Genomic DNA, 21,483 nt, shown 5'->3' on the forward strand with positions numbered 1-21,483 from the left:
CGACGCCGGCAGCTTCCCGAACCCAGGCCCGCTCGGCGTCGATCCTGGTACCCTCGCCGCGATGATTACCAACCTGAACAGATCGGGGGTTCCATTCGCTCAAGGTGAGTGCTGATGCACCCCTTGACCGCGAATGAGAACTTCCGCCTCCTCTTCTGGTCGCGCGTGCGCGAGTTCGCCGTGCCGCCGTCGATGATCGAGTCGGCGACCACCCGCCGGACGGCGGGTGACTGGGCCGGGGCCTGTGCCGCCGCGCGCGTCGACGTGGATCTGAACCTGCGAGCCGTTGGTCACGCCCGTGGCCGACGGCTCGCGGCGCAGGTCCGCGCTGATCTGCGTCAGCTGGCTCCTGACCTGCTTCGCTGGCACTTTCCGAGAATCGGCCCGGACGGCCTGTTGCGTCCGGGCCTCACCGTGTCCCTGGCTCGATACCCTCCGCCGGCCGACAGCGGCGGCCCGATACACCTCGTGGCGCGTACGCCGCCGGCCTGGGCGGATGCCGGGCAGCGGATCAGCCTCGCCCTGTGGGACCCGTCCCAGCCCAAGGCGGGGGCCGGCCTGCATCCCCATCCCCGGCCCGACCGGCGGTTTCGCCTCGATCTGCACCGCCACCTCTGGGACGTGCGCAGGGTCGGTGAGCTGGGGGAGCGGTCCGGGGCGGGGCGATGGCTCACGGGCAGCGATCCCCCGGTGGACGCGATTCCTCCTGGGGTGGTGGCGGAGCCGAGCGGCTTGGCCGTGGACCGGTGGGCGGCGGAGGCGGCGCTTCTGCTGCGCGCGGAGGGATCGGCGGACGGCGTCGTCACGGTGCGGCTCACCACGCGATGCCGGCTGGCGCTGGACCTTGGCACGCAGGACGTGTCCACACCGAGGATCACGGAGTCTCCTCCGAGAGGGTGTAGCCGTGCGTGGCCGGTCCTGCCTGACGCCGCGACCCGGGTGCTCCCCGACCTGGAGTTGCTCCGCGCAGGGTTGATCGACGCCGATCGGCTGCATCCGCTTGTCGCGTCGGCACTTCTCCCGGACCACCGACCGGCCGGTACAACACGGAGTCCCGACAACTCAGGGAACTCGCGCCTTGTCGAGTGCCGTGGGGCCAGGCACCGAATCGGCGTCGTGGACGGGGTGCTGGTGCCGCTGGACCACCACCCCGACGAGATTCGTCGCGAAGAGCTGCTGGTCGCGTTGGGCGGTACCCCGCTGCCGTGCCTACAGGTCATTGACGGGGCACACCGGCACCCGGAATCTCTCGTGGACGTTCGCGCCCGTCTGGACCACGGCGACACCGCCGGCGCCCTCGCTGCCGTCGAAAGTCTGCTCGGACCGGATGTGCTGCTTCGCAGCGGGGCGTTGCGTGACGAGTTGGAAGCGGCGATGCGTCGCCGAGTGGCCCACGGGCTGTTCCGGGCCGGACTTGTCGGGTTGGGACCGAATCCGGCCGTCCAGGACAGCCATCGCCGTCGTGTCCGGGCCCACCCGCGCTACGCGACTCATCGCTGACCTTCATACCTCGCTTGCTCGCATGGCCGACGCACGGCCACACTCGACCCAAAGGTGATCGAACATGCCTACTGCCATGGACACTCGCTCCGAAACGGCCCACGTCCGACCGATGGACGCCGCCGCAGATCTGCTTGCCCTGCTTCAAAACACGAGGACCGAACCGCGTGCCGACACCCAGCTGGAAGCCTTGACCCTGGCCGTGTCCGCCGACTTGCCGGTGTTGCTGTGGGGCGAGCCGGGGATCGGCAAGACCGCGGCCCTGAACCAGCTCGCCGACGCGCTCGAACTGCCGCTGACCACGGTGATCGCCAGCGTGCACGAGCCCTCCGACTTCTCCGGTCTGCCGGTGGTCGGTGACGACCCCGCGGTGCAAGGTGTTCCGATGGCTCCGCCCGACTGGGCCGTGCGCCTGGTCCGTGCCGGCCACGGGCTCTTGTTCCTCGACGAGCTGTCCACCGCGCCGCCCGCCGTCCAGGCCGCGCTGCTTCGCGTCGTGCTCGAACGCCGGATCGGCGCCCTGCGACTCCCTCCAGGTGTCCGGATCGTGGCCGCCGCCAATCCGCGCTCTTCCGCAGCCGACGGCTGGGAGCTGAGCCCGCCGTTGGCGAACCGGTTCGTCCATCTACAGTGGACCTACGACCACGAGGTCGTGGTGCGCGGGCTGGGCGGAACGTGGCCGAGGGCAACGCTGCCGCGGCTGGACTCGGCGCGGCTGCCCGACGCCGTGGCGTTCGCCCGTCGTGCGGTGTGCGAACTCTTGGCAGCCCGTCCCAGACTCGTACATCAACTGCCGAAGAACGAAGCGGGCCGCGGTGGCGCGTGGCCCTCACCACGAAGTTGGGACATGTCGCTGCGGCTGATCGCTTTCGCCACCGCGGCCGGCGCGTCCCGGGACGTGCTGTCGATGCTGGTGCGGGGCACGGTGGGAGACGGGCCAGGGCTGGAGTTGCTGGCGAGCCTGGATCGGATGGATCTGCCGGACCCCGAGGTGCTGCTCGCGGATCCGGCGGCGGCCGTGCTGCCCGAGCGTGGCGACCTGCGTCAGACGGTGCTCGATGGCGTGGTGGAGGCGGTGCGCAAGCGGCCGGAGCAATCCCGCTGGGACGCGGCGTGGTCCCTGCTGGTGCTGGCATTGGAGACCGGCGCCCCGGATCTGGTGGTCGTGCCGGCGTCCACGCTCGCCGCGCTGCGCCGTGACGACTGGCAGGTTCCGGCGGCGATCGAGCGACTGGCCGGGGCGGTGTCGCTGTCGCAGCGAGCGGACCGAGCGAACCTGGCGGCGCTCGGCGCGGGCGTCTGCCGATGACGGCGGGGAACCTGGACGAGGAGAAGCTCTTCGCCGCCCGGTTGCTCGCGGTGCGGAGCCGACCATACCTGGCGACGGCGTTGTTCGCGTTGCACGCGGTGGAATCGCGGCGAGTGCCGACGATGGCCGTGGATCGGCACTGGCGCTGCTACGTCTCGCCGGCGTTCGTGGAGCGCACCCCGTTGGAGGAGCTGGCCGGGGTGTGGGTGCACGAGGTCTCCCACCTGTTGCGCGACCACCACGGGCGCAGCGACCGGTTCGCGGCGAAGCACGAGCTGACGCGGCCGGGAGAGCGGTTGCGGATGAACATCGCGGCGGACTGCGAGATCAACGACGACGTGTACGGCGATGGGTTGGCCCAGCCCGCGGGCGCCGTCCGACCGGGACTGCTCAGGTTGCCCGAGGGGCAGTTGATGGAGGACTACCTGCGCCAGTTCCGGCTCGGGCCGTACACCGACGGGTTCACCTGGCTGGACTGCGGCAGCGGCGCCGACGGGCTGGAGCGCGAGTGGGACCTCGGGCCGGACGGCGCGCATGGGCTCAGCGCTCAGGAACGGGACGCCGTCCGGTTCCGGGTGGCGCAAGGCCTCACCGCCCACCCGGGAAACGCCCCGCAGGGCTGGAAACGGTGGGCGGAGGAGGCGTTCCACCCGCCACAGCCGTGGCGTGAACTCCTGGGAGCGGCGGTCCGTTCGGCGGCGTCCGGCCCCGGTGTGGGCGAGGATTACACCTACGGCCGGCCGTCGCGCAGGTCGGCCGGTCTGCCCGGTGTGGTGCTGCCGAGCCTGCGGCGCCGACCGCCTCGCGCCTGCGTGATCGTCGACACCTCCGGGTCGGTGAGCGACGCCGAGTTGGGGACCGCGATCGTCGAGATCGCCGCGATCGTCCGTGCCGTGGGCGGCCGGCGTGATCTTGTCTCGATGCTGTCGTGCGATGCCGCCGCCCACGTCACCCATCCGCTGTGCCGCGCCGAGGGGATCCCGTTGATCGGCGGTGGCGGCACGGATCTGCGCACCGGCTTCGCCAAGGCCCTGCGGAGCAACCCCCGCCCCGACGTCATCGTCGCCCTGACCGACGGACAGACACCCTGGCCCGATGCCCGTCCGCCCTGCCGGACGGTGGTGGGCCTGTTTCCCCGACCGCGTCGATCGGGCGAGGGTGATCCCGACTACGTGCCGGACACGCCACCTGAGTGGGCGAAGGTCGTCACCGTCGGCTGATCGGCTACAGGGACTTCAGGAACTCCAGCAGGGCGGCGTTGACCTCGGCCGGCCGTTCCTGCTGGGTCCAGTGACCGCAGTTCGGGATCTCCACGATCGAGCGCAGGTTCGGCAGCAACCCGCCCGGCTGATCGCGCATACCGGCGGCCCTGGTGACGTCGGCCACCGGGTCGAGGTCGCCGGCGATGTACAGCGCCGGCTGGGTGATCGCCGCTCCACGCCACGCCTTGAGCAGTTCCTGGTTGCGGTCGAGGTTGCGGTACCAGTTGAGGCCGCCGGTGAACCCGCTGACGGAGAAGTCCGCGACGTAGGCGGCGACGTCGTCCTCGGTGAGCCACGACGGCAGCACCTCGGGATCGGTTCCGGTGTCGAGGAACCCGCCACCGGGCGGCACGACCAGCGGTCCGCGCGGGCCGTCCGCCGACCCGGAGTACAGCATCTGCCGCAGCGTCCGCGTCGGGTCGAGTGCCAGCTCGGCATCGGCCACGCCGGGCTCCTGGAAGTACACGTGGTAGAAGCCGTCGCCGAACATCTGCCGGCCCACGACCAGTGGCGACGGGGCGGCCGGCGGCCAGGGCAGCACACCGATCCCGGCCACCGCGCGAACCCGGTCCGGCCGCAGCATCGCCGTGTACCAGGCGAGAAGCGAGCCCATGTCGTGACCGACGACCACTGCCTGCCGCTCACCGAGCGCGTCGATCAGCGCGACCACGTCGCCGACCAGGTCGAGCATCGTGTACCGGCCGACGTCGGCGGGTCGCTCGGTGCGGCCGAAGCCGCGCAGGTCGGGCGCCACCACGTGGTACCCGGCGGCGGCGAGCTCGTCGAACTGGTGGCGCCAGCTGTAGGACGTCTCCGGGAAGCCGTGCAGCAGTAGCACCAGTTCGCCGTCACCCTGCTCGGCGATGTGCGTGCGAAGGCCACCGGCATCGACTTCGCGATTGGTGAAAATAGTCATCGGCGAAACGTAGCACGGGCGCGCGGATACACCTGTCGTTGACAACTTCCTGCCAATTGTGAACCGGCTTCAAATGTGATTCGGCAAGTTGTGGCGAGTTGGGCTGTCGTGGTGCCTGATCGCGGTGTTCGTAGGGCACGATCCCGATCGTGCGCAGGATGCCGACTATGGCCGACCGGGAGGGTTGTCGGCCGAGCCGGTCGCTTCGTGATTCCGGCGCCGGAGACGGCGTCGCATTTGTTTCTCGAGTGTTTTCCGTGCGGACGTGCATTTGCGGAACCGTCGCGCGGGATGGTCGCGGGATCTGCGCACGAGACCGGTAACAGCAGGTACGAGGAACGGAGAAAGATGGCGGACAGCCATGATGCCCGCGCCGCGGATCCGACGTGCGCGGACGTCAGACGGATCGCCGAGGAGATGTTCGGCGCGCTGTGGAACGAGCGTCGCTTCGACGTGCTCGACCAGCATGTCAGCCCGAACGCCGTGTCACGGCTCTCCCTGCCGGCCCAGTCGGCGATCACCGGTCCGGGGGGACTCAAGGCCTTCGCCGAGGACATGTTCACCGCGATGCCGGACCTGCGCCGGGTCACGCACCGGGTGTTCGCCTACGAGAACCGGGCACTGGTGCGCGAGGAGTTGACCGGGACGCACCGAGGTCCGTTCGTCGGCATCCCCGCGACCGGCGCCACCTTGGTCCTCTCCCAGATGATCCACCTGCGATTCGAGGGCGAATCGGTCGTCGAACTGGTTCAGCAGGCCGACATCCTCGGCGTGATGGGACAGCTCAAGCTGACCCCGCCGGATGGCGTCGGGCCGCTCGGGTCGGTGCTCCACACGTTCAAGACGGTGGGACGACTCGGCCGGCTCGCGGTGCGCGCGCAGTTGAACCAGCGAAAGGCAGCGACCTCATGACCACGACCCTCGACGCGCTGAAGCCGCACGACGCCGCGGAGAAGTTCACCCTGACCCCCGAGTACGCGCTGCGGCTCAACGAGGTCAGCTTCATGCAGGACAACTCGCCGGCTCTGGAGTGGTTCGACCCGGACTGCCTGTGCTACCTCCCCGGCCGCCCGGTGATGGACCGGCACACGTTCCTGGACACCGTGACCATGGTGATGAACGCCAAGCCGGACGTCGTCGTCGACATGAAGGACATCTTCGTGGACGGCAACACGGCCGCGGTCTACGCCACGTTCACCGGCCACCAGACCGGCCCGCTGCTCGGTATTCCGCCCACCGGCAAGAAGGTGTCGATCACCGAGTTGGGCACCGTCACGTTCAACGACTCCGGACGGGTGGTCGAGTTCCGGCAGGAGGCCGACTACCTCGGCATGCTCACCCAGATGGGGATCGTGCCACCGCTCGGCACCGGCCCGGTCGGCCAGATCACGCACGCGCTGCGCAACGCGGTCCGCCTTTACCGGCTCGATCGCAAGTACCGCAGGGCCACCAGTAGCTGACAACGCGAACGAGAGGAAGGAGGCCGCGGTGACGGGACTCTCGGTGATCATCGCCGGCGGGGGAGTCGGCGGGCTCACCCTTGCCGGCATGCTGACCCGGCAAGGCGCGCAGGTCACGGTGCTGGAGAAGACGCCGTCCAGACTCGGCCAGGGCGCGGCGCTGGCGATCTGGCCCAACGCCATGCTCGGCCTGCTCTCCAGCGGGGACGCCGAGATGTACGAGGAGGTCCTCGCGCTCGGCCGCCCGGTGTACCACGCGCTGATGGGCTCGTTGGAACGCCGCTGGTACGGACGCGTCGACCTGCGGCCGCTGTCCAAGCGCTACGGGGTCACCGGCCTGGGCATGGTGCGCACCGAACTGATGTCGACGCTCGTGAAGCTGTCCGGAGCGGACATCCGTTACGGCCACGAGGTCGTCGGCGCGACGCCCGACGGGACGGTCACCCTGTCCAGTGGCGAAACGCTGCGTGCCGACGTCGTGGTCGGCGCGGACGGGATCGGCTCGGCGGTGCGCCGCGCGCTGCTGCCACCGGGTTCGGTCGACCGGCTGGGCGAACCGCACACCGGCTGGCAGGGAGTGGCCGACCAGACCGACATCTGGGACGGCGACGGCCCGGAGTTCATGTTCGGCAACGGCGGCGCGGCAGGCCTGCTGCCGCTCAACGGGGGCCGCACCTACTGGTTCGTGGACGGGTCGATCGAGACCCGGCCGGAGACCCAGGGCTGGCCGGAGATCATGAACCTGATGATCGCGGCGACCCCGCCCGAGCAGCTGGCCAAGGACCGCGTCTACACCCGGCCGCCGGTCCGCAACTGGGGTTCCGGGCGGATCACGCTCCTCGGCGACGCCGCGCACCCGTTGCTGCCCACTGTCGGGCAGGGCGCGTGCATGGCGATCGAGAGTGCCGCTGTGCTCGCCGCCCGCCTGCGCGACACCACCGATCCGGTGGCCGCGCTCCGCCAGTACGAGAGCGACCGGTTCAAGCGGGTGACCACGGTGTTCAAGCGCTCCATCACGCAGGTGCGCCAGCGCGCCATCCCCGACGCGGTGCGCAACCGCATGCTGGCCACCATGCCGGACAAGGCGATCACGTTCTTCTTCACCGGCTCGGCGAAGCCGATCCCCGAGTTCGCCGATGCCCACCTGCCGGGTCGACGCGTCGGGGGTCGGGCATGACCGGCTGACCCCATGCGTTCCTTCATTCGGCTGAGATCGTGACCCGTTCGGGTGATTGCAGGCAGGGCGTCGAAACGAGCCCTCCGCCTGGTCGACACACGGTTACCAGTCGAAGGAGGACGCATGGGCAAGATCGACTCCGGGCTGAAGTTCTTGGCCGAGCAGCGCACGACCACACTTCGCAAACTGGCCGACGAGGTGGTGTTCGCGGTCGAGGTGGAGAGCGGCGCGAAACCCCTGGCGACGGTCCTCATCGAGTTCGACGGCGACCTCGCGGCCATCGAGGAAGCGGGGTTCCGGACCCGGAGCGTCGCGGGCGACGTGGCCACCGGCGAGATCGAGATCGGCAAGCTCGACCGCCTCGCCGAGCTGGACGAGGTCCGGCGGGTGGAGGCGTCGCGGGTGCTGTCGCCCGAGCTGGACGCCGCGCTGCCGGAGAGTCGCGCCGACCTCGTGCACACGGGTCCGCCGGGCCACCGCGGCGCGGGCGTGATCGTGGGGCTCATCGACTCCGGCATCGACTACACCCACGGCGCCTTCCGCCGCGACGACGGCAGGTCGCGCATCCTGGCGATCTGGGACCAGGGCCTCGCGCCGCAGGGGTCCGAGACCAGCCCGGCAACCTTCGCCTACGGGGTCGAGTACCGGCAGCCGGCGATCGACGCCGCGATCGCGTCCGCCAACCCGTTCGCCGTCGTCCGCCACCAGGACGCGGCGAACGCGGGTTTCCACGGGACGCACGTGGCGGGCATCGCCGCCGGCGACGGGTCGCCCCCGGACCCCGGCAACGACAACTCACCGCCGCGGCCCGCGTTCACGTTCATCGGCGTGGCCCCCGAGGCCGACATCGTCGTCGTGGCCAACAACCGGGGGCGGGCGTCCGGTGAACGGGGGCTGGGCGACTCGGCCGACACGCTCGACGCGGTCCGCTACATGTTCGACGTCGCCGCCTCGCTCGGACGCCCGGTCGTGATCAACCAGAGCCAGGGCGACAACGTCGGCCCGCACGACGGGACCAGCCTGCTGGAACGGGGCATCGACAACCTGCTCGGCGGCCCCGGCCGCGCGGTGGTCAAGTCGGCGGGCAACGAGGGCGCCCGCAACCGCCACGCCAGCGGAACGGTCACCGCGGGCACGAACCAGAACGTCGGGTTCGCGGTGCCGTCGGACCAGGGTTCGTCGGTCACCATCGACCTCTGGTACCGGGGCGCGGACCGCCTCGGCTTCTCGATCACCCCGCCCGGCGGCACGGCGAGCACCGTCGTCAACCCCGGCGCCTCGACCACCCTGAACCTGCCCAACGGCAACAGCGTGTTCGTGGACTCCGACCTGAACGACCCGGGCAACGGCGACAACCGGATCTTCGTGGTGATCTCCCGCAACACCGCGCCCACCGTCCAATCGGGATCGTGGTCGTTCACGCTCCTGGGCACGACGATCACCCTCGGCCAGTGGGACGCCTGGATCCAGCGCAACGCCTCCGCGCAGTTCCTCCCGCCGCTGGTGAACGCCGCCCGGACCATCTCGGTGCCCGGCACGAGCCGTCAGATCATCACCGCCGGCTCGTACGTCACCAAAGGCGCGGGCGTCGGCTCGATTTCGAGCTTCTCCAGCCGCGGGCCGACTCGGGACGGACGGCAGGCTCCGACGGTCGCCGCGCCCGGCCAGACGCTGAGGGCGCCGCTGCCGGGGAACGCCTACGCCGGGAACATGGGCACGTCGATGGCCGCGCCGATGGTCGCGGGCGCGGTCGCGTTGATGTTGCAGCGCAACGCGAGCCTGACGCAGTCGGACATCCGGCGCTGCCTGATGGCCGGCGCACGGTCGGACGCGTTCACCGGCGTGACGCCGAACAACGCCTGGGGCGCGGGTAAACTCGACGTGCAGGCGTCCTTCCGGTGCCTCGCGGGACCTCCACGCACCATCGCGCCGCCGTGTGCGCCGGTGACGATCCGCCCGCCGTGCGTGCTGCGGACGTTCGCGCCGCCGTGCCCGCCGGTCACGATCCGCCCGCCGTGCGTGCTGCGGACGATCGCGCCGCCGTGCCCGCCGGTCACGATCCGCCCGCCGTGCGTGCTGCGGACGATCGCGCCGCCGTGTTCACTGCGGACGTTCGCGCCGCCGTGCCCGCCGGTCACGATCCGCCCGCCATGCCCGCTACCGACGATCCGTCCGCCGTGTCCGCGGGTGGGGTTCCCGCCAGTGGGTCCTTTTGGGACGGTCGAATCGCCGTCACACGGCGGCGGCGAGATGCCGGGCGGCGAGATGCCCGGCGGGGAGGCGTCGGGCGGTTGGGCGCCGGCCGAGCAGGACTGGTACCAGGACTGGGCCCAGTACGGCTATCCCGCGCAGGATCCGTACGGGCAGGGCTGGGCGGATCAGGCGGACTGGTCCGGCCAGGTCGAGGGCCAGTCGGTGTGCTCGTGCTGCGGGCGACCGGATGCCGGTGCGTCGGGACAGCCCGGGGAGCAGTCGCCCGGACAAGACGAGGACCTGACCAAGGACTGGTACGGCAATCCGGGTTACTGAGGTCCGGGTGAGGAGGAAGTCCTTGACGGAGCACGGCATCCAGGTCGGCGCCCGGCCGAGGGTCGACGTGAGGGCGCTGCTCGGGTACCTCACGCGCCTCGGCGTGATCGACGCGGACGCCGCGGCGGCTCCCGGCGTCCGCGTCACCGACCTGTCCCGCTCGCACCTGGTCCTGTCCGTCCGGCTCGCCGACGGCCGGCGCCTGGTGGTGAAGCGGGCCAGGGCCCGGCCCGGTGAGGTGGAAGGGAGCCTGGGGCGGGAAGTGCTCGTGTACCGGCTCGCCGGCGGAAACCGAGCGTTGTCGGACGCGATGCCCGCACCGCTGTGGCTCGACCCGGCCGGTCGGGTGCTGGTCGCCGAAGCGGCCGATCCCGGGACCACGTTGCACGCCGACGCGGTCGGGCGCGGATCGCTCTCGGTGGGCCACGCACGCGACCTGGGCGCGGTGGTGGGTGCTTGGCACCGTGCCACGAAGTCGCCCCGGGGCGGACTTCCCACCGAGATCCCCTGGGTGCTCGGCATCCTCTCCGTCGGGAGTTGGCGGCCACCGGAAACGGACCGCGTGCTCGTGCACGGCCAGGTGCGCCGAGAGCTGCGGACGGCGTTCGCCGAACTCACCGCGGGCCTGGCGCCGTCCTGCCTGGTGCACGGCGACCTCAAGTGGGACAACTGCCTGATCGACGCGAAGTCCGGCATCCGGGTGGTCGACTGGGAGCGCGCGGCCCACGGCGACCCCGCCTGGGACGTCGCCGGCATCCTCCAGGACTACGTCGCCGTGCCGCGTGCACTGGGGTTGTCACCGCCCGACCGTGACGAGTCGATCTCCGCGTTCATCACCGCATACCTGGACTTCGTGGAGCCGACCGAGCGGCAGCGGTTCGCCGAACGTGCCGCCCGGCTGGCGGGTGCGCGCCTGATCCAGACCGCGCTGGAGTACGCGGCCACCGGAGTGGACCTCGTCGGTGACGCCCTGCGGATACTCCGTGAGCCCCGAACGCTGCTCGCCGCGTGGAGCGTCCGGTGACGGACTGGTCGGACTGGCGGGCCGGGTTGCACGCCGCCGCACGACCGGCGCTCGACCGGCACGGCACCGCGTCCGAGCTGGCCGCCTTGCTCTACACCCGCTGGTACGCCCCCGCCGAGGGACCGCCCGAGCCGTCATCGGGGCCGAAGGAGGTCAGCGCCCACTACCGGGCCGCCGACGCCGCCACCGGTCGGTTCGAGCCCGGCTGGACGGTGTTGTCGCCGACGCGGGCGACGTCCCGGATCGGCCCGCCGGCCTCGGCGTGGCAGATCGCGGTCTCGAACGGCGGTGAGATCCGGTGGACCGACCCGATCGACGTGCTCTACGCGGACGGGATCGGCCTGCGCCCTCAACCCGGGGCCGCGGTGTCGGTGACTGCCCGGCGTGACTCGACCGCTGTCCTGCCCGGGTGGTGGACGACCACGAGCCCGGCCTGGCCGCTCGCCCGCCCTCCGCTCGTCCGCCTGTACTGGTCGGTCGAGCCGAAGCACGTCTACCGGGTGGTCCGGGCGGTCACCGTCGCGTTGGACGCCGGGCGGCCGTGGGCGCTGAAGTGCCCGCTCGACGTCGACCGCTGCCGTCGTCCGGACTCGGTCGTGCTGTTCGCCCAGGCGGCTGACTGGGAGAACGCCTGCGCACGCGTCGCGGGCGCGCACCAGCGGTCACGGGCCTGGCTGCGCGGCAGCGTGCCGGCGCTCACCCTCGAACTGGCCCGCGGGTTGGGGCTGGCGGAGGACCCGGCCGGGGACAGCTTCGGGTCGAGTCGGTGCCGAATGCTCGCGGAGTCGATGTGGCGGGCGCACCAGCAGGGTGTGTGCGACCCCGACCGGCTGTGCTCGGTCGCCGTGTCCGGACTGGCGGAGCACGGCGTCGACGCGGAGGCGCCCTGGCTGAACCCCGGCTCCACCGCGACCTACCCCTGGCCGGCACGGGACGGCCGATGACCGCGATGGAGACGGCGACGCGGCTCGCCGAGCGCATCTGCGACGAGGCGCGTTGGCACGGTGAGTCCTGTGACTGGCTCGACGCGACCGGCCGAGCGCTCGACGTCGACCTCTACGAAGGCAGCGCGGGTATAGCGTGGTTCCTCGCCCAGCACGCCGCGTTGACCGGTTCCGAGCGATCGGCGCAGACCGCCGCCGCAGCCGCCAGGTCCGTGCCCGGCAAAGTCGCCGCACGACCCACCCCGCGCCGCGGCCTGTTCGAAGGTGATCTCGGAGCCCTGTGGGCGGTCGGCGAGGTCGGCACGCTCATCGGCGACGCCGAACTCGTGGATCGGGCACGTGCGCTCATACCCGACGTGCGGCGCCGGCTGGACCGTGCCGACCCGGGCATCGACCTGGTCGGCGGCGGCGCGGGGGATGTCCTGGCGATGATCGGACTGACCGGATCGGCTGTCGCGGAGGCGGATCTGATCAACGCGGAGACGGCCGTGCACCACGTCGGCATGGCTCACGGGCTCTCAGGGTTGGCGTGTGCGCTGCTGGAGGTGCACAGCGTGACCGGCACACCCGCGTACCGCAGTCGGGCGATGGAGGCCTTCTCCGCCGAACGTGCGTGGTTCGACCCTGAGGCGTGCGCGTGGGGGAGGACTGCGTCGACGTCGTGGTGCAACGGCAGCGCGGGTATCGGACTGGCTCGGCTGCGAGCGGTCGAGCTGGCTCCCGAACCGCACCTCCGGGCCGAAGCCGGGGCGGCGCTGGCCTCCGTCCACGCCTCGGTCGCCGCGAGCCTGTCCGGCCGGCGCACGACCACCTGGGAGCAGGCGAACTTCTCGGTGTGCCACGGCCTGATGGGCGCGGCGGACCTCCTGGTCCAAGCCGCCGTTGTGCTGGGAGTCCCGGAGCACCTCCGGGCGGCCGAGCGCGTAGTCGACCACGGCGTGGCCACGGCGAACGCCCATGGCCGGTGGGCGTGCGGCACCACGACCGGAGCCGAGACGGTCGGCTTGTTCCTCGGGCTCGCCGGGATCGGCGCGGTGTGCCTGCGGGTCGCGCACCCGGGACGAGTGCCGCCGGTCGGCCTGCCCGTGCGCGCCTACTCGATGTCCGAGTAAGGACCCGACTGCCGGTCCGCGTCGTACTCCAGGGCTTGGGACACCTGGACCTGGGTCACGAAGTCGTGCTCGACCAGGGTGGGGAGCGAGGCCAGCTTGACCGTCGCGGTCAGCACGTCCCCGGCTACCGTGCGGACGTCGGCTCCCTCGTCGCGCAGTGCGGCGAGCTGCGTGCCGCTGAACGCGCTCCGGCCCCGGACGAAGATCGCCACCTCGGTCTCGACGTCCGCGTCGCCCTCGGCCAACCTGGACAACAGGTGCCTGCCGGGGGCGTCCAGCTTCTCGGTCTTAGCCATCCTGGTCCGGCCTCCAAACCCCCTGGTCCAGCCTAACCCCCACATGCCTGGTCCGGATGGCGGCGGTGATCCGGTGATCTCCACCGGGAGAATCGAAGTGTCGAAAGGGGACAAGGGTGCCGCGTTTGGAACGGCCGCTGGTCGAGGACGACACGCCGGTGGCGAAGTTCGCCGGTGACCTGCGGCGGCTGCGGCGCGTCGCCGGGTTGCCGTCCTACCGCGAACTCGGTCGCCAGGCGAACTACTCGCCCGCCGCGCTGTCCGAGGCGGCGGCCGGGCGCAGGCTGCCCAGCCTGGCGGTCACCAAGGCGTTCGTCCGCGCTTGCGGGGGAGACGTCGAGGAGTGGACCGCCCGCTGGAGGGAGTTGGCGACCGAGACCGTGGACCACGGCGACGCCCCGTACGTGGGGCTGGCCGCGTACCAGGTCATCGACGCCGACAGGTTCTTCGGCCGTGAGGGGGAGGTGGGCAGACTGCTCGCGCTGGTGCGGGAACGGCCGTTCGTCGGCGTGTTCGGGGCGTCCGGTGCGGGCAAGTCCTCCCTGTTGCGCGCGGGCCTGGCCGCCCAGTGGGGCAAGCACCTCGTCATCACGCCCGGCCCGGACCCGATCACCGAGCTGGCGGCGGCACTCGCCGACCAGCGGTCCGCGGTCGACGTCCGCGCCGAACTCGCCGCCGATCCGGAGCACCTGCGCGTGCTGCTGCGCCAGACCGCCGACGACCTGCTGCTCGTGGTCGACCAGTTCGAGGAGGTCTTCACGCTCTGCGCGGAGGCCGACCGCCGGTGGCTCGTGCGGGCGCTCACCCACGCCGCCGGCGCCGCCCGCGTCGTCATCGGGGTGCGCGCCGACTTCTACGGCCACTGCGCCCGCCACCGCGAGCTGCTCGACGCGCTGCACCGCTCGCAGTCGCTCGTCGGGCCGATGAACGCCGAGCAGCTTCGCCGCGCGGTCATCGAACCCGCCGCACGCAGGGGAGTCTCGCTGGAGAACGCGTTGGTGGCGAGGCTGATCGCCGACGTCGCCGGGCAGCAGGGCGCGTTGCCGCTGGCCTCGCACGTGCTGGTGGAGACGTGGCGGCGGCGCCGTGGCACGGTGCTCACGCTCGCGGCCTACGAGGACGCGGGCGGCGTCGAACACGCGCTGGCCCGCACCGCCGAAGAGGTCTACGACGCGCTCCCCGAGGGTGAGAAGCAGGCGGCGAGGCAGGTGTTCCAGCGCTTGGTCGCCCTCGGCGACGGCATCGAGGACACCCGCCGCCGCGTCGCGCGGGCCGAACTCGACGCGGGCGACGCGCTGGTCGACCGGCTCGCGGCGGCCAGGCTGGTCACCCTCGACCGCGACACCCTCGACCGCGACACCGTCGAGCTGACCCACGAGGCGCTGCTGCACGCGTGGCCGAGGCTCGTGGACTGGCTCGCCGAGGACCGCGACTCACTGCGCGCCCACCGCAGGCTCACCGGCGCCGCCGAAGCCTGGCGTGCCCACGACCGCGACCCCGACGTCCTGTACCGCGGCGCCCACCTCGATCAGGCGCGACGCCTGGGGTCCCGCCTCAACAGCGTCGAACGCGACTTCGTCGACGCGGGCCTGGCCGCCGAACGCGGCCGGGAGGCGCTGCGGAAGCGGGGCGTGCACAGGTTGCGGCGGCTCGTCGCCTGCCTCGCCGCTCTCGCGCTGCTGCTCGCGAGCACCGCCGTCTACGCGGTCACCGCCCAGCGTGCGGTCACCCGCGAACGCAACCAGGCGCTGTCGCTGCGCGCCGCCGACAAAGCCCTGGACCTGCTGGCACGCCCCGGCGACGCGGCGATGCTGGCCCTGGCCGCCTACCGCCTCGCTCCCACCACCCAGGCCCGCGACGCCCTGCTGCTCGCCCGTGCGGCGGGCACCGACACGGTCCTGGGCGACGGCTACGCGCGTGTGCCCGGCAGCGTCACCATGACCAGGGAGTACAGCCCCGACGCCCGGATCTCGGGCATCACCTACCGCCTCTGGGACGGCGAGCGGCGGGCCGGCGGGATCGCCGCGCCGGTGGACGGTTTCCTGAACCTGCTCAGCGCGGACGGACGCACCGCGGTGGTGGTCCAGCCCGGCGAGTTCCAACTCTGGGACCTGGGCGACCTGGACGCTCCCCGCCGGACCGCGACCCGGACGGACTGGCCGTTCCCCCTGGGCATCGACGCGGCGGGCACCCTCTTGACCGCTGTCGAGGACGGCGCCGCGGTGCACTGGCGGCCCGGCGACACCACCCGCACCCGCCTGCCCGGCGACGGCGTCGAGAACGCCATGCCGTTGGACGACGGCACCGGCGTGGTCGTGTCGCGACGCAGCGGCGACCGCCGCGACGTGGAGGTGTTGTCGCTGGACGGCCGGTCCACGACGGTGCTCAGCCGCTCCTCCGAGCTGGAGCTGGTGGCCGGTCCGGGAGGCAGGCTCGCCGTTTCCGACGTCGACAGCGCGCACCTCACCGTGCTCGACGGCGCGGACGGGCACAAGACGCTCCTCGAGGCGGTCGCGATCCCGGGGGACACCGTGGTCGAGTTCTCCTCCGACGGCCGGGCCGTCACGGCGCTGCGCCACGACTCGGTGTGGCTGTGGGACTTGACCGGCGAGCGGGAGCCGCTGTCCCTGCGCGTGCCGGGAGTCGAGTTCGGCGCGGCGCGCTACGACCCCGCCACCGGCGAACTCCTGTTGCTGACCACGCTCGGCGCGCTGTGGCGGCTCGCGCCGGACATCGACCGCGTGCTCCACGACGTGTGCGCCGATCCGGTCGGTTTCGACTGGCCGGCCCATTTCCCCGACGTGCCCGAACAACCGCTGTGCCCGTGATGGCGTCGGACGGGTGTTCGGCCGCGCCCGCCCGACACCGTCGCGGACCGTCAGCCGAGCCGGTAGGCCCTGATCACGGTCTGGCTCAACGCGCCGCCCCGGTCGTCGGTGGCGTGCACGCGCAGCGAGGCGAACGTCCCCGGCATGGCCCGGTTGCCCACCAGCGCCGAGCGCCCGAGCACCGGGAGGTCCCCCCAGCTCGCCCCGTCGTCGTAGGACACCTCCACGCGGAAGTTCCGCAGCGGCGCGTTGTCCACGCCGCGTTGGCCGTCCACCACCAGCGGCACGGTCAGCGGCCGGTTCGCGGGCGCGCTGCCCGTGTGGTCCAGCTCCGGGGTGAACCGCACCACCGACATCGGCAGCCGCCGTTCACGGGTGGTCGTGTTCGAGCGGAACGTCCAGTCCACGACGATGCGCGTGCTGAAGTCCGACATCTCCGGCGCACGCGTCACCTCGGTCCGCACCCGGAACACGGCGGGTCCCGGCGGCACCGCGAACGCCCCGTGCCCGCTGCTGTCGTTCTCTCCCACCAGTTTCCCGTCGCGGTACAGCGCGGTCCGCGCGGACGTGGTCCGGGAGTAACCCTCGTTGCCCTCCCGGTCGCCGAACAGCGACAGCGACACCGCCACCTCGTTCCCGGCGCGCGTCAGGTTCGGGTAGGCGCCGGAGTACATCACCGGACCGATGACGGGCGCGCCGAACGACCGGTCGTACGTCCGGCCCGCGCCGTACCGCTCCTCGTTCCCGTTCATCAGACCCCCCTCGTCGAACAACACCGTCTGCCAGGTGGTGCGTGGTGTCGTGTACCTGGTCGAGGTGGGCGTAGAGGACACGTCCGCGTAGAAGGCCGGACCGGGCTCCCCGGACGGCGCGACCACGTAGCCGGCCAGCTCCCGCAGGCCTCCGAGGTCCTTCAGGGCGACCGTGGTGCGCACCCTCGCCAGGTCCGACTCACGCGGCCGGCGCACGAACCCGTCGGGCACCCGGCCCTGCTCGGTCCACCCCAGCCAGTAGGACGCCGACGGGCTCGCCGACGACGCCGACACGAACACGTCCAGCTCGCCGGCCGGCAGCGACGGTCCCGCGTGGCCCACCCGCGTCCCGGCCGGGAAAGCGCCGGGGTAGTACACGGACATGCTCACGGCGTCGTCGCCCGACCTGCGATCGACCGCCAGGCTGTGCTCGTCCGGCACCGCCGCCGGGTCGGGCGCGACGACCTCCAGCGGTCCCGCCGAACGTGCGTCGAGGACCACGCGCGTCGCCCCCTCCACCCGCAGGTCGGGCTGGGTGATGATGGTGTGCGGGCCCATCTCCGGACCCATCAGCGACTGCACCACGTAATTGCCCTTGGGCAGCCGCGCGGTGTTGTCCCGCACGTAGGTCCCCACGCCGGTGGCCAGGTTCACCACGGTCGTGGCCCCCTTGCCCTCGGGCGTGCCGGGGTAGTCGAAGGTGATCGGGTAGCTCTCCACCTCCCGGTCGAGCCCGACCGGCGTCCGCAGCACTTCCGCGCCGCCCGTCATGGCGACCACCGTCCCCGAGTACGCGCCGTCCACGGACCCCTGCCGCGAATCACCCGTCACGGCCACCTCGGCGGTGCCGCCCGCGGCCACGGTGATCCGCGCCGGGGACACCGAGAACACCGGGTGCTCCGCGCCGTCCGGCCCACGCGCCCGCACGTTCAGGTCGAGCGTGATCGGCTGCGTGCCGTCGTTGCGGTAGACCAACGGTTTCGTGACGGGCACGTCGTCGCCGTGCGGCCACTCGTGCAGGCCGAGCGTGACCGACGTCGGCTCGCTGGTGACCGTCGTGGACAGCGCGGCGGCGATGTCCAGGCGGCCCGAGCCCTGTTCGTACACGCTCAGCGCCGGGTTCGGCCGCGCGGACGCGGTCAGCGACGCCTTGAGCCGCGCGCCGCCCCAGTCGGGGTGCCGCTGCGCCAGCAGGGCCGCTGCGCCCGCGACGTGAGGTGAGGCCATCGACGTGCCGGACAGGGCCATGTGCCGATCGCCGACCGGCGTGCCGAGCAGGCCGCCGGCGCTCGACTTCGCCGCGACGATGTCCACGCCAGGTGCGGTGATGTCGGGCTTGACCGCGCCGTCGGCGACCCTCGGGCCTCGGCTGGAGAACTCGGCCAGCGAGTCGTCGCGCTCCACCGCGCCGACGGTCAGCGCCGAGTCGGCGGTGCCGGGGGAGAGCACGGTGGCCGCACCGTCCCCGTCGTTGCCCGCCGAGACGACGAACAGCGTGCCGTGGCTCGCGGACAGGGCGTCGACGGCCGCTTCCACCGGGTCGACGTCGTCACTGGGGCGCAGTCCCAGGCTGATGTTCACCACGTCCGCGCCCTGTTCCGCGGCCCAGCGCATCCCCTCGATGATCGCCGACTCGGGGCACAGCCCGGCCGCGTCGCACACCTTGGCGTCGAGCAGCCGCGCGTCCGGCGCGACACCCCGGTAGGGCGCGCGGTGGCCCGCGATCGTGGCCGCGACGTGCGTGCCGTGGCCGTAGCGGTCGATCCCGTCCTGCTCGTGGGTGAAGTCGCGCCCGGCGACCTCCCTCCCGACCAGGTCCGGGTGATCGCCGTCCACGCCCGTGTCGACCACCGCGACGGTCACGCCCGCGCCGGTCAGCCCCGCAGCCCACGCCGCCGGCGCCCCGACCTGCGTGGTGCTGCGGTCCAGCAGCGGGCGGGCCACCCCGTCCAGCCACACCTTGCCGCCGCCCTCGGGCAGCTCCAGCCACCCGGTCGCCTTCGACACCTCGGCCGCCACCGCGTCCACGGCGGGCAGCGCTCCGGCCACCCGCGCGCCGGACGGCGGTCGTCCACCGGAGACGATCACCGGCACGGTGTCGCGCCGCGCGTCGTCGTAGCCCGCCTCGACCAGCCCGGTGACGTCGAACAGCCGCTGGTCAACTCGCCCCTCGGCCAGCGCCGACGCCACGTCGGTCGGCACGACGCGCAGGCGGCCCGCGTGCCGGGTGACCTGGAACGAGACGTCCTTCCGGTGCGCGCCGGGGGTGACCGAGACGAGCCGGTCGCCGTCGAGGACGACCCGGTCGCCGGTGACGAGGGTGACGGTCTTCCGGTCCCACTGCGTTGCCTTGCCCTGTGATGTCCTGACCTGCGCGTCGCCGGACGCGGTCCTGTCCGGGGCGGCCGGCGGTGTCCTGTCCGGTGCGGCTTCGGCGGGCGCCGCCGCTCCCGCCAGTACGACGGCCAGCGCCAGCGCCCTTGCTCTTCGCGCCACTCGGACCTCCTCGATCGCTCCGGTACCGATCCGGAGTCAAGCGGTGAAGCGCGTGTTCAGGTTCGTTCCCCTCGGGCTGAACAACGTGTTGTGAACATGCCTTGGCGGAAATTCGGCCGCGCGGTGTCGGTATCGGCGGTGGTCGCCCCATACCGGATTCCGGCCGCCTCCATGCGGGTGGGAATGGTGTTCGGCGACGGAAAGTGGTCGGTATATTGCTGTCGTGACTGAGGGCGAGGGGAGACTGGTCGCTGCGCGTTACCGCCTGCGCCGGGCGCTCGGTCGGGGTGGAATGGGCATCGTCTGGTGTGCGCATGACGAGTACCTCGACAGAGAGGTGGCCATCAAGGAAATCGTGCCGCCGAGGGGGCGGGTGATCCGTGACGACGATCCGGAGGTGCGGCGCGCGTTGCGGGAGGCGAGAGCCGCCGCGAAGCTGAGCAAGCATCCCAGGGTCATCACCGTCCACGACGTGGTGACCGACGGCGGTGGTCTGCCGCTGATCGTGATGGAGCTCCTCCACGGGCGCTCGCTCAGCGAAACCCTGGAGGCCGACGGTCCGATGCCGGTGGACAGGGCCGCCCGGATCGGGATCCAGGTCCTCGAAGCCCTCGACTACGCCCACACCAACGGCGTGCTGCACCGGGACGTCAAACCGGGCAACGTCATGCTCGTCGACGACCAGGTCGTGCTCACCGATTTCGGGATCGCGTTGATCGACGGCGACTCGGTGCTGACCGCGACCGGCCAGCTTCCCGGCGTGCCGGAGTACATCTCGCCGGAGCGGATCAGGGGCGACGAGGCAGCGCCCGCGTCCGACCTGTGGTCGGTCGGCATCATGCTCTACGGCATGGTCGTCGGCCGGACGCCGTTCTCCCGCGGTGACGTCCAGGCCACGCTGGGTGCGGTGCTGTCCTGGGAGCCCAACCCGGATCCGAAGGTCGGCCGGTTGGGGCCGGTGATCGACGGGCTGCTCCGCAAGAAACCCGCCGAGCGCATGTCGGCCAAGAACGCCATCGAGAGGCTGACCGAGATCGCGGCACTGCCGGCCTCGGCGCCGCCCGGGACCAGGGTCCGGCTGGAGTACCCGACCAGGGTGGTCAACCCGGCCGCTGAGCTGACGGTCGCCCACGGCACCGTGCCCAACACCCGCACCGGGGTGCCGCCCTTCCTGCCGCAGCCCACACCGGGACGGGTCGCGCCGGACGCGCCCACCCTGCCCCCGACCTGGCCCGCCAAGCCGCGGTCGAATCGTGTGCCGCTGATCGTGGTCGGCGCCATGGCCGCGGCTGTGGTGGTGGCCGTGGTGGTGGCGAACCTGCCACCGGGCGGTCAGGGCGCCGGGCCGTCGACGACCACCTTGGCCTCGGCGACCACGAGCGGCACTTCGGACGTCGAGCTGAAGCCCTACGAGGAACGCCTGGGCTTCGAGATCGGCATCCCGCCCGACTGGCAGCGTTCCTCCTCGATCGACGGCGCATTCAGCTCTGTCTCCTGGGGTGGCAAGCCGACCGACCCGAAGGTCGGCGCCTTGAAGGTGGAGGTGCAGCGGAACACCGTCAAGCCCGTGGTGCCGGCTCTCGACTTGCTGACGGCCGAAGAAAAGGCCCAGCGGACGCGACCGCAGAACTCCGACTACGAAAAGATCGGGTTGTCCGGCAACGCCTCGTTGGCGGTCTTCGAGTGCACCTACCGCACCGGCGGCGTCTACTACCGCACGCGGACGAGGGCCATGGCGGCGTCCGGAGGGCTCTACAAACTGACGTTCTCGCTGTACGCCAGTGACTCCGGAACGCTGGCGGAGCAGTGGGCGGCAGCGGAACCGCTGATCGCCGGTATCCACGACAGCTTCCGCCTGGTTTAGTGATGAAACGGCAG

15 protein-coding genes are annotated in these 21,483 nt (G+C 72.0%); 12 read left to right on the plus strand and 3 right to left on the minus strand.

Annotated features, from left to right (window positions below):
* Window positions 1–165 precede the first annotated feature (165 nt).
* The 3 genes from F4560_RS08645 to F4560_RS08655 all read left to right on the plus strand — a co-directional run bounded on the left by F4560_RS08645 (window position 166) and on the right by F4560_RS08655 (window position 4,029).
* Window positions 166–1,500, plus strand: a complete 1,335-nt coding sequence (locus tag F4560_RS08645) for a hypothetical protein (protein WP_312868861.1) — start codon at window positions 166–168, stop codon at window positions 1,498–1,500.
* Between the two features lie 76 nt (window positions 1,501–1,576).
* The gene (locus F4560_RS08650; protein ID WP_221483410.1) at window positions 1,577–2,809 is read left to right on the plus strand and encodes an AAA family ATPase; all 1,233 of its coding nucleotides are present in this window, start codon (window positions 1,577–1,579) and stop codon (window positions 2,807–2,809) included.
* The gene (locus tag F4560_RS08655) at window positions 2,806–4,029 is read left to right on the plus strand and encodes a vWA domain-containing protein (RefSeq protein ID WP_184918425.1); all 1,224 of its coding nucleotides are present in this window, start codon (window positions 2,806–2,808) and stop codon (window positions 4,027–4,029) included. Before F4560_RS08650 ends, F4560_RS08655 begins: the two co-directional genes overlap by 4 nt.
* Window positions 4,030–4,033: 4 nt before the next feature.
* Here F4560_RS08655 and F4560_RS08660 read toward each other — a convergent pair whose 3' ends face one another.
* Window positions 4,034–4,987, minus strand: a complete 954-nt coding sequence (locus F4560_RS08660; RefSeq protein WP_184918427.1) for an alpha/beta fold hydrolase — start codon at window positions 4,985–4,987, stop codon at window positions 4,034–4,036.
* A 207-nt stretch (window positions 4,988–5,194) separates the two neighbouring features.
* Between F4560_RS08660 and F4560_RS08665 the strand changes: the two genes are divergently transcribed.
* The 7 genes from F4560_RS08665 (at window position 5,195) to F4560_RS08695 (ending at window position 13,233) form a co-directional block, all read left to right on the plus strand.
* Window positions 5,195–5,899: an ester cyclase gene (locus tag F4560_RS08665; protein WP_184918429.1), complete on the plus strand. Its 705-nt coding sequence runs from the start codon at window positions 5,195–5,197 to the stop codon at window positions 5,897–5,899.
* Window positions 5,896–6,447 carry an ester cyclase gene (locus tag F4560_RS08670; protein ID WP_184918431.1) on the plus strand — a complete coding sequence of 184 codons (552 nt, stop codon included), beginning with the start codon at window positions 5,896–5,898 and terminating at the stop codon, window positions 6,445–6,447. The genes F4560_RS08665 and F4560_RS08670 overlap by 4 nt, the downstream gene beginning before the upstream one ends.
* 28 nt (window positions 6,448–6,475) lie before the next feature.
* Window positions 6,476–7,624: an FAD-dependent oxidoreductase gene (locus F4560_RS08675; RefSeq protein WP_184918432.1), complete on the plus strand. Its 1,149-nt coding sequence runs from the start codon at window positions 6,476–6,478 to the stop codon at window positions 7,622–7,624.
* Between the two features lie 123 nt (window positions 7,625–7,747).
* Complete coding sequence (locus F4560_RS08680) at window positions 7,748–10,153, plus strand: S8 family serine peptidase (RefSeq protein WP_184918434.1); 2,406 nt, start codon at window positions 7,748–7,750, stop codon at window positions 10,151–10,153.
* 22 nt (window positions 10,154–10,175) lie between these two features.
* Window positions 10,176–11,177 carry a phosphotransferase gene (locus tag F4560_RS08685; RefSeq protein WP_184918436.1) on the plus strand — a complete coding sequence of 334 codons (1,002 nt, stop codon included), beginning with the start codon at window positions 10,176–10,178 and terminating at the stop codon, window positions 11,175–11,177.
* Window positions 11,174–12,121, plus strand: a complete 948-nt coding sequence (locus F4560_RS08690) for a T3SS effector HopA1 family protein (RefSeq protein ID WP_184918438.1) — start codon at window positions 11,174–11,176, stop codon at window positions 12,119–12,121. Before F4560_RS08685 ends, F4560_RS08690 begins: the two co-directional genes overlap by 4 nt.
* The gene (locus F4560_RS08695) at window positions 12,118–13,233 is read left to right on the plus strand and encodes a lanthionine synthetase LanC family protein (RefSeq protein ID WP_184918440.1); all 1,116 of its coding nucleotides are present in this window, start codon (window positions 12,118–12,120) and stop codon (window positions 13,231–13,233) included. The genes F4560_RS08690 and F4560_RS08695 overlap by 4 nt, the downstream gene beginning before the upstream one ends.
* Here the strand turns inward: F4560_RS08695 and F4560_RS08700 are convergent.
* The gene (locus tag F4560_RS08700) at window positions 13,215–13,529 is read right to left on the minus strand and encodes a hypothetical protein (protein WP_184918442.1); all 315 of its coding nucleotides are present in this window, start codon (window positions 13,527–13,529) and stop codon (window positions 13,215–13,217) included. The genes F4560_RS08695 and F4560_RS08700 overlap by 19 nt on opposite strands.
* Window positions 13,530–13,645: 116 nt before the next feature.
* Between F4560_RS08700 and F4560_RS08705 the strand changes: the two genes are divergently transcribed.
* A complete protein-coding gene (locus F4560_RS08705; RefSeq protein WP_184918444.1) occupies window positions 13,646–16,357 on the plus strand; it encodes an nSTAND1 domain-containing NTPase in 2,712 nt (903 codons plus the stop codon).
* 50 nt (window positions 16,358–16,407) lie between these two features.
* Here the strand turns inward: F4560_RS08705 and F4560_RS08710 are convergent, their stop codons facing one another.
* On the minus strand, window positions 16,408–19,605 hold the full coding sequence (locus tag F4560_RS08710) for a S8 family peptidase (protein ID WP_184918445.1): 3,198 nt from the start codon (window positions 19,603–19,605) through the stop codon (window positions 16,408–16,410).
* Between the two features lie 223 nt (window positions 19,606–19,828).
* Here F4560_RS08710 and F4560_RS08715 point away from each other — a divergent pair, with 223 nt between their 5' ends.
* Window positions 19,829–21,469, plus strand: a complete 1,641-nt coding sequence (locus F4560_RS08715) for a serine/threonine-protein kinase (protein WP_184918447.1) — start codon at window positions 19,829–19,831, stop codon at window positions 21,467–21,469.
* The last annotated feature ends 14 nt before the right edge of the window (window positions 21,470–21,483 follow it).

The organism is Saccharothrix ecbatanensis (assembly GCF_014205015.1).
In the GTDB taxonomy this organism is placed as follows: Bacteria; Actinomycetota; Actinomycetes; order Mycobacteriales; family Pseudonocardiaceae; genus Actinosynnema; species Actinosynnema ecbatanense.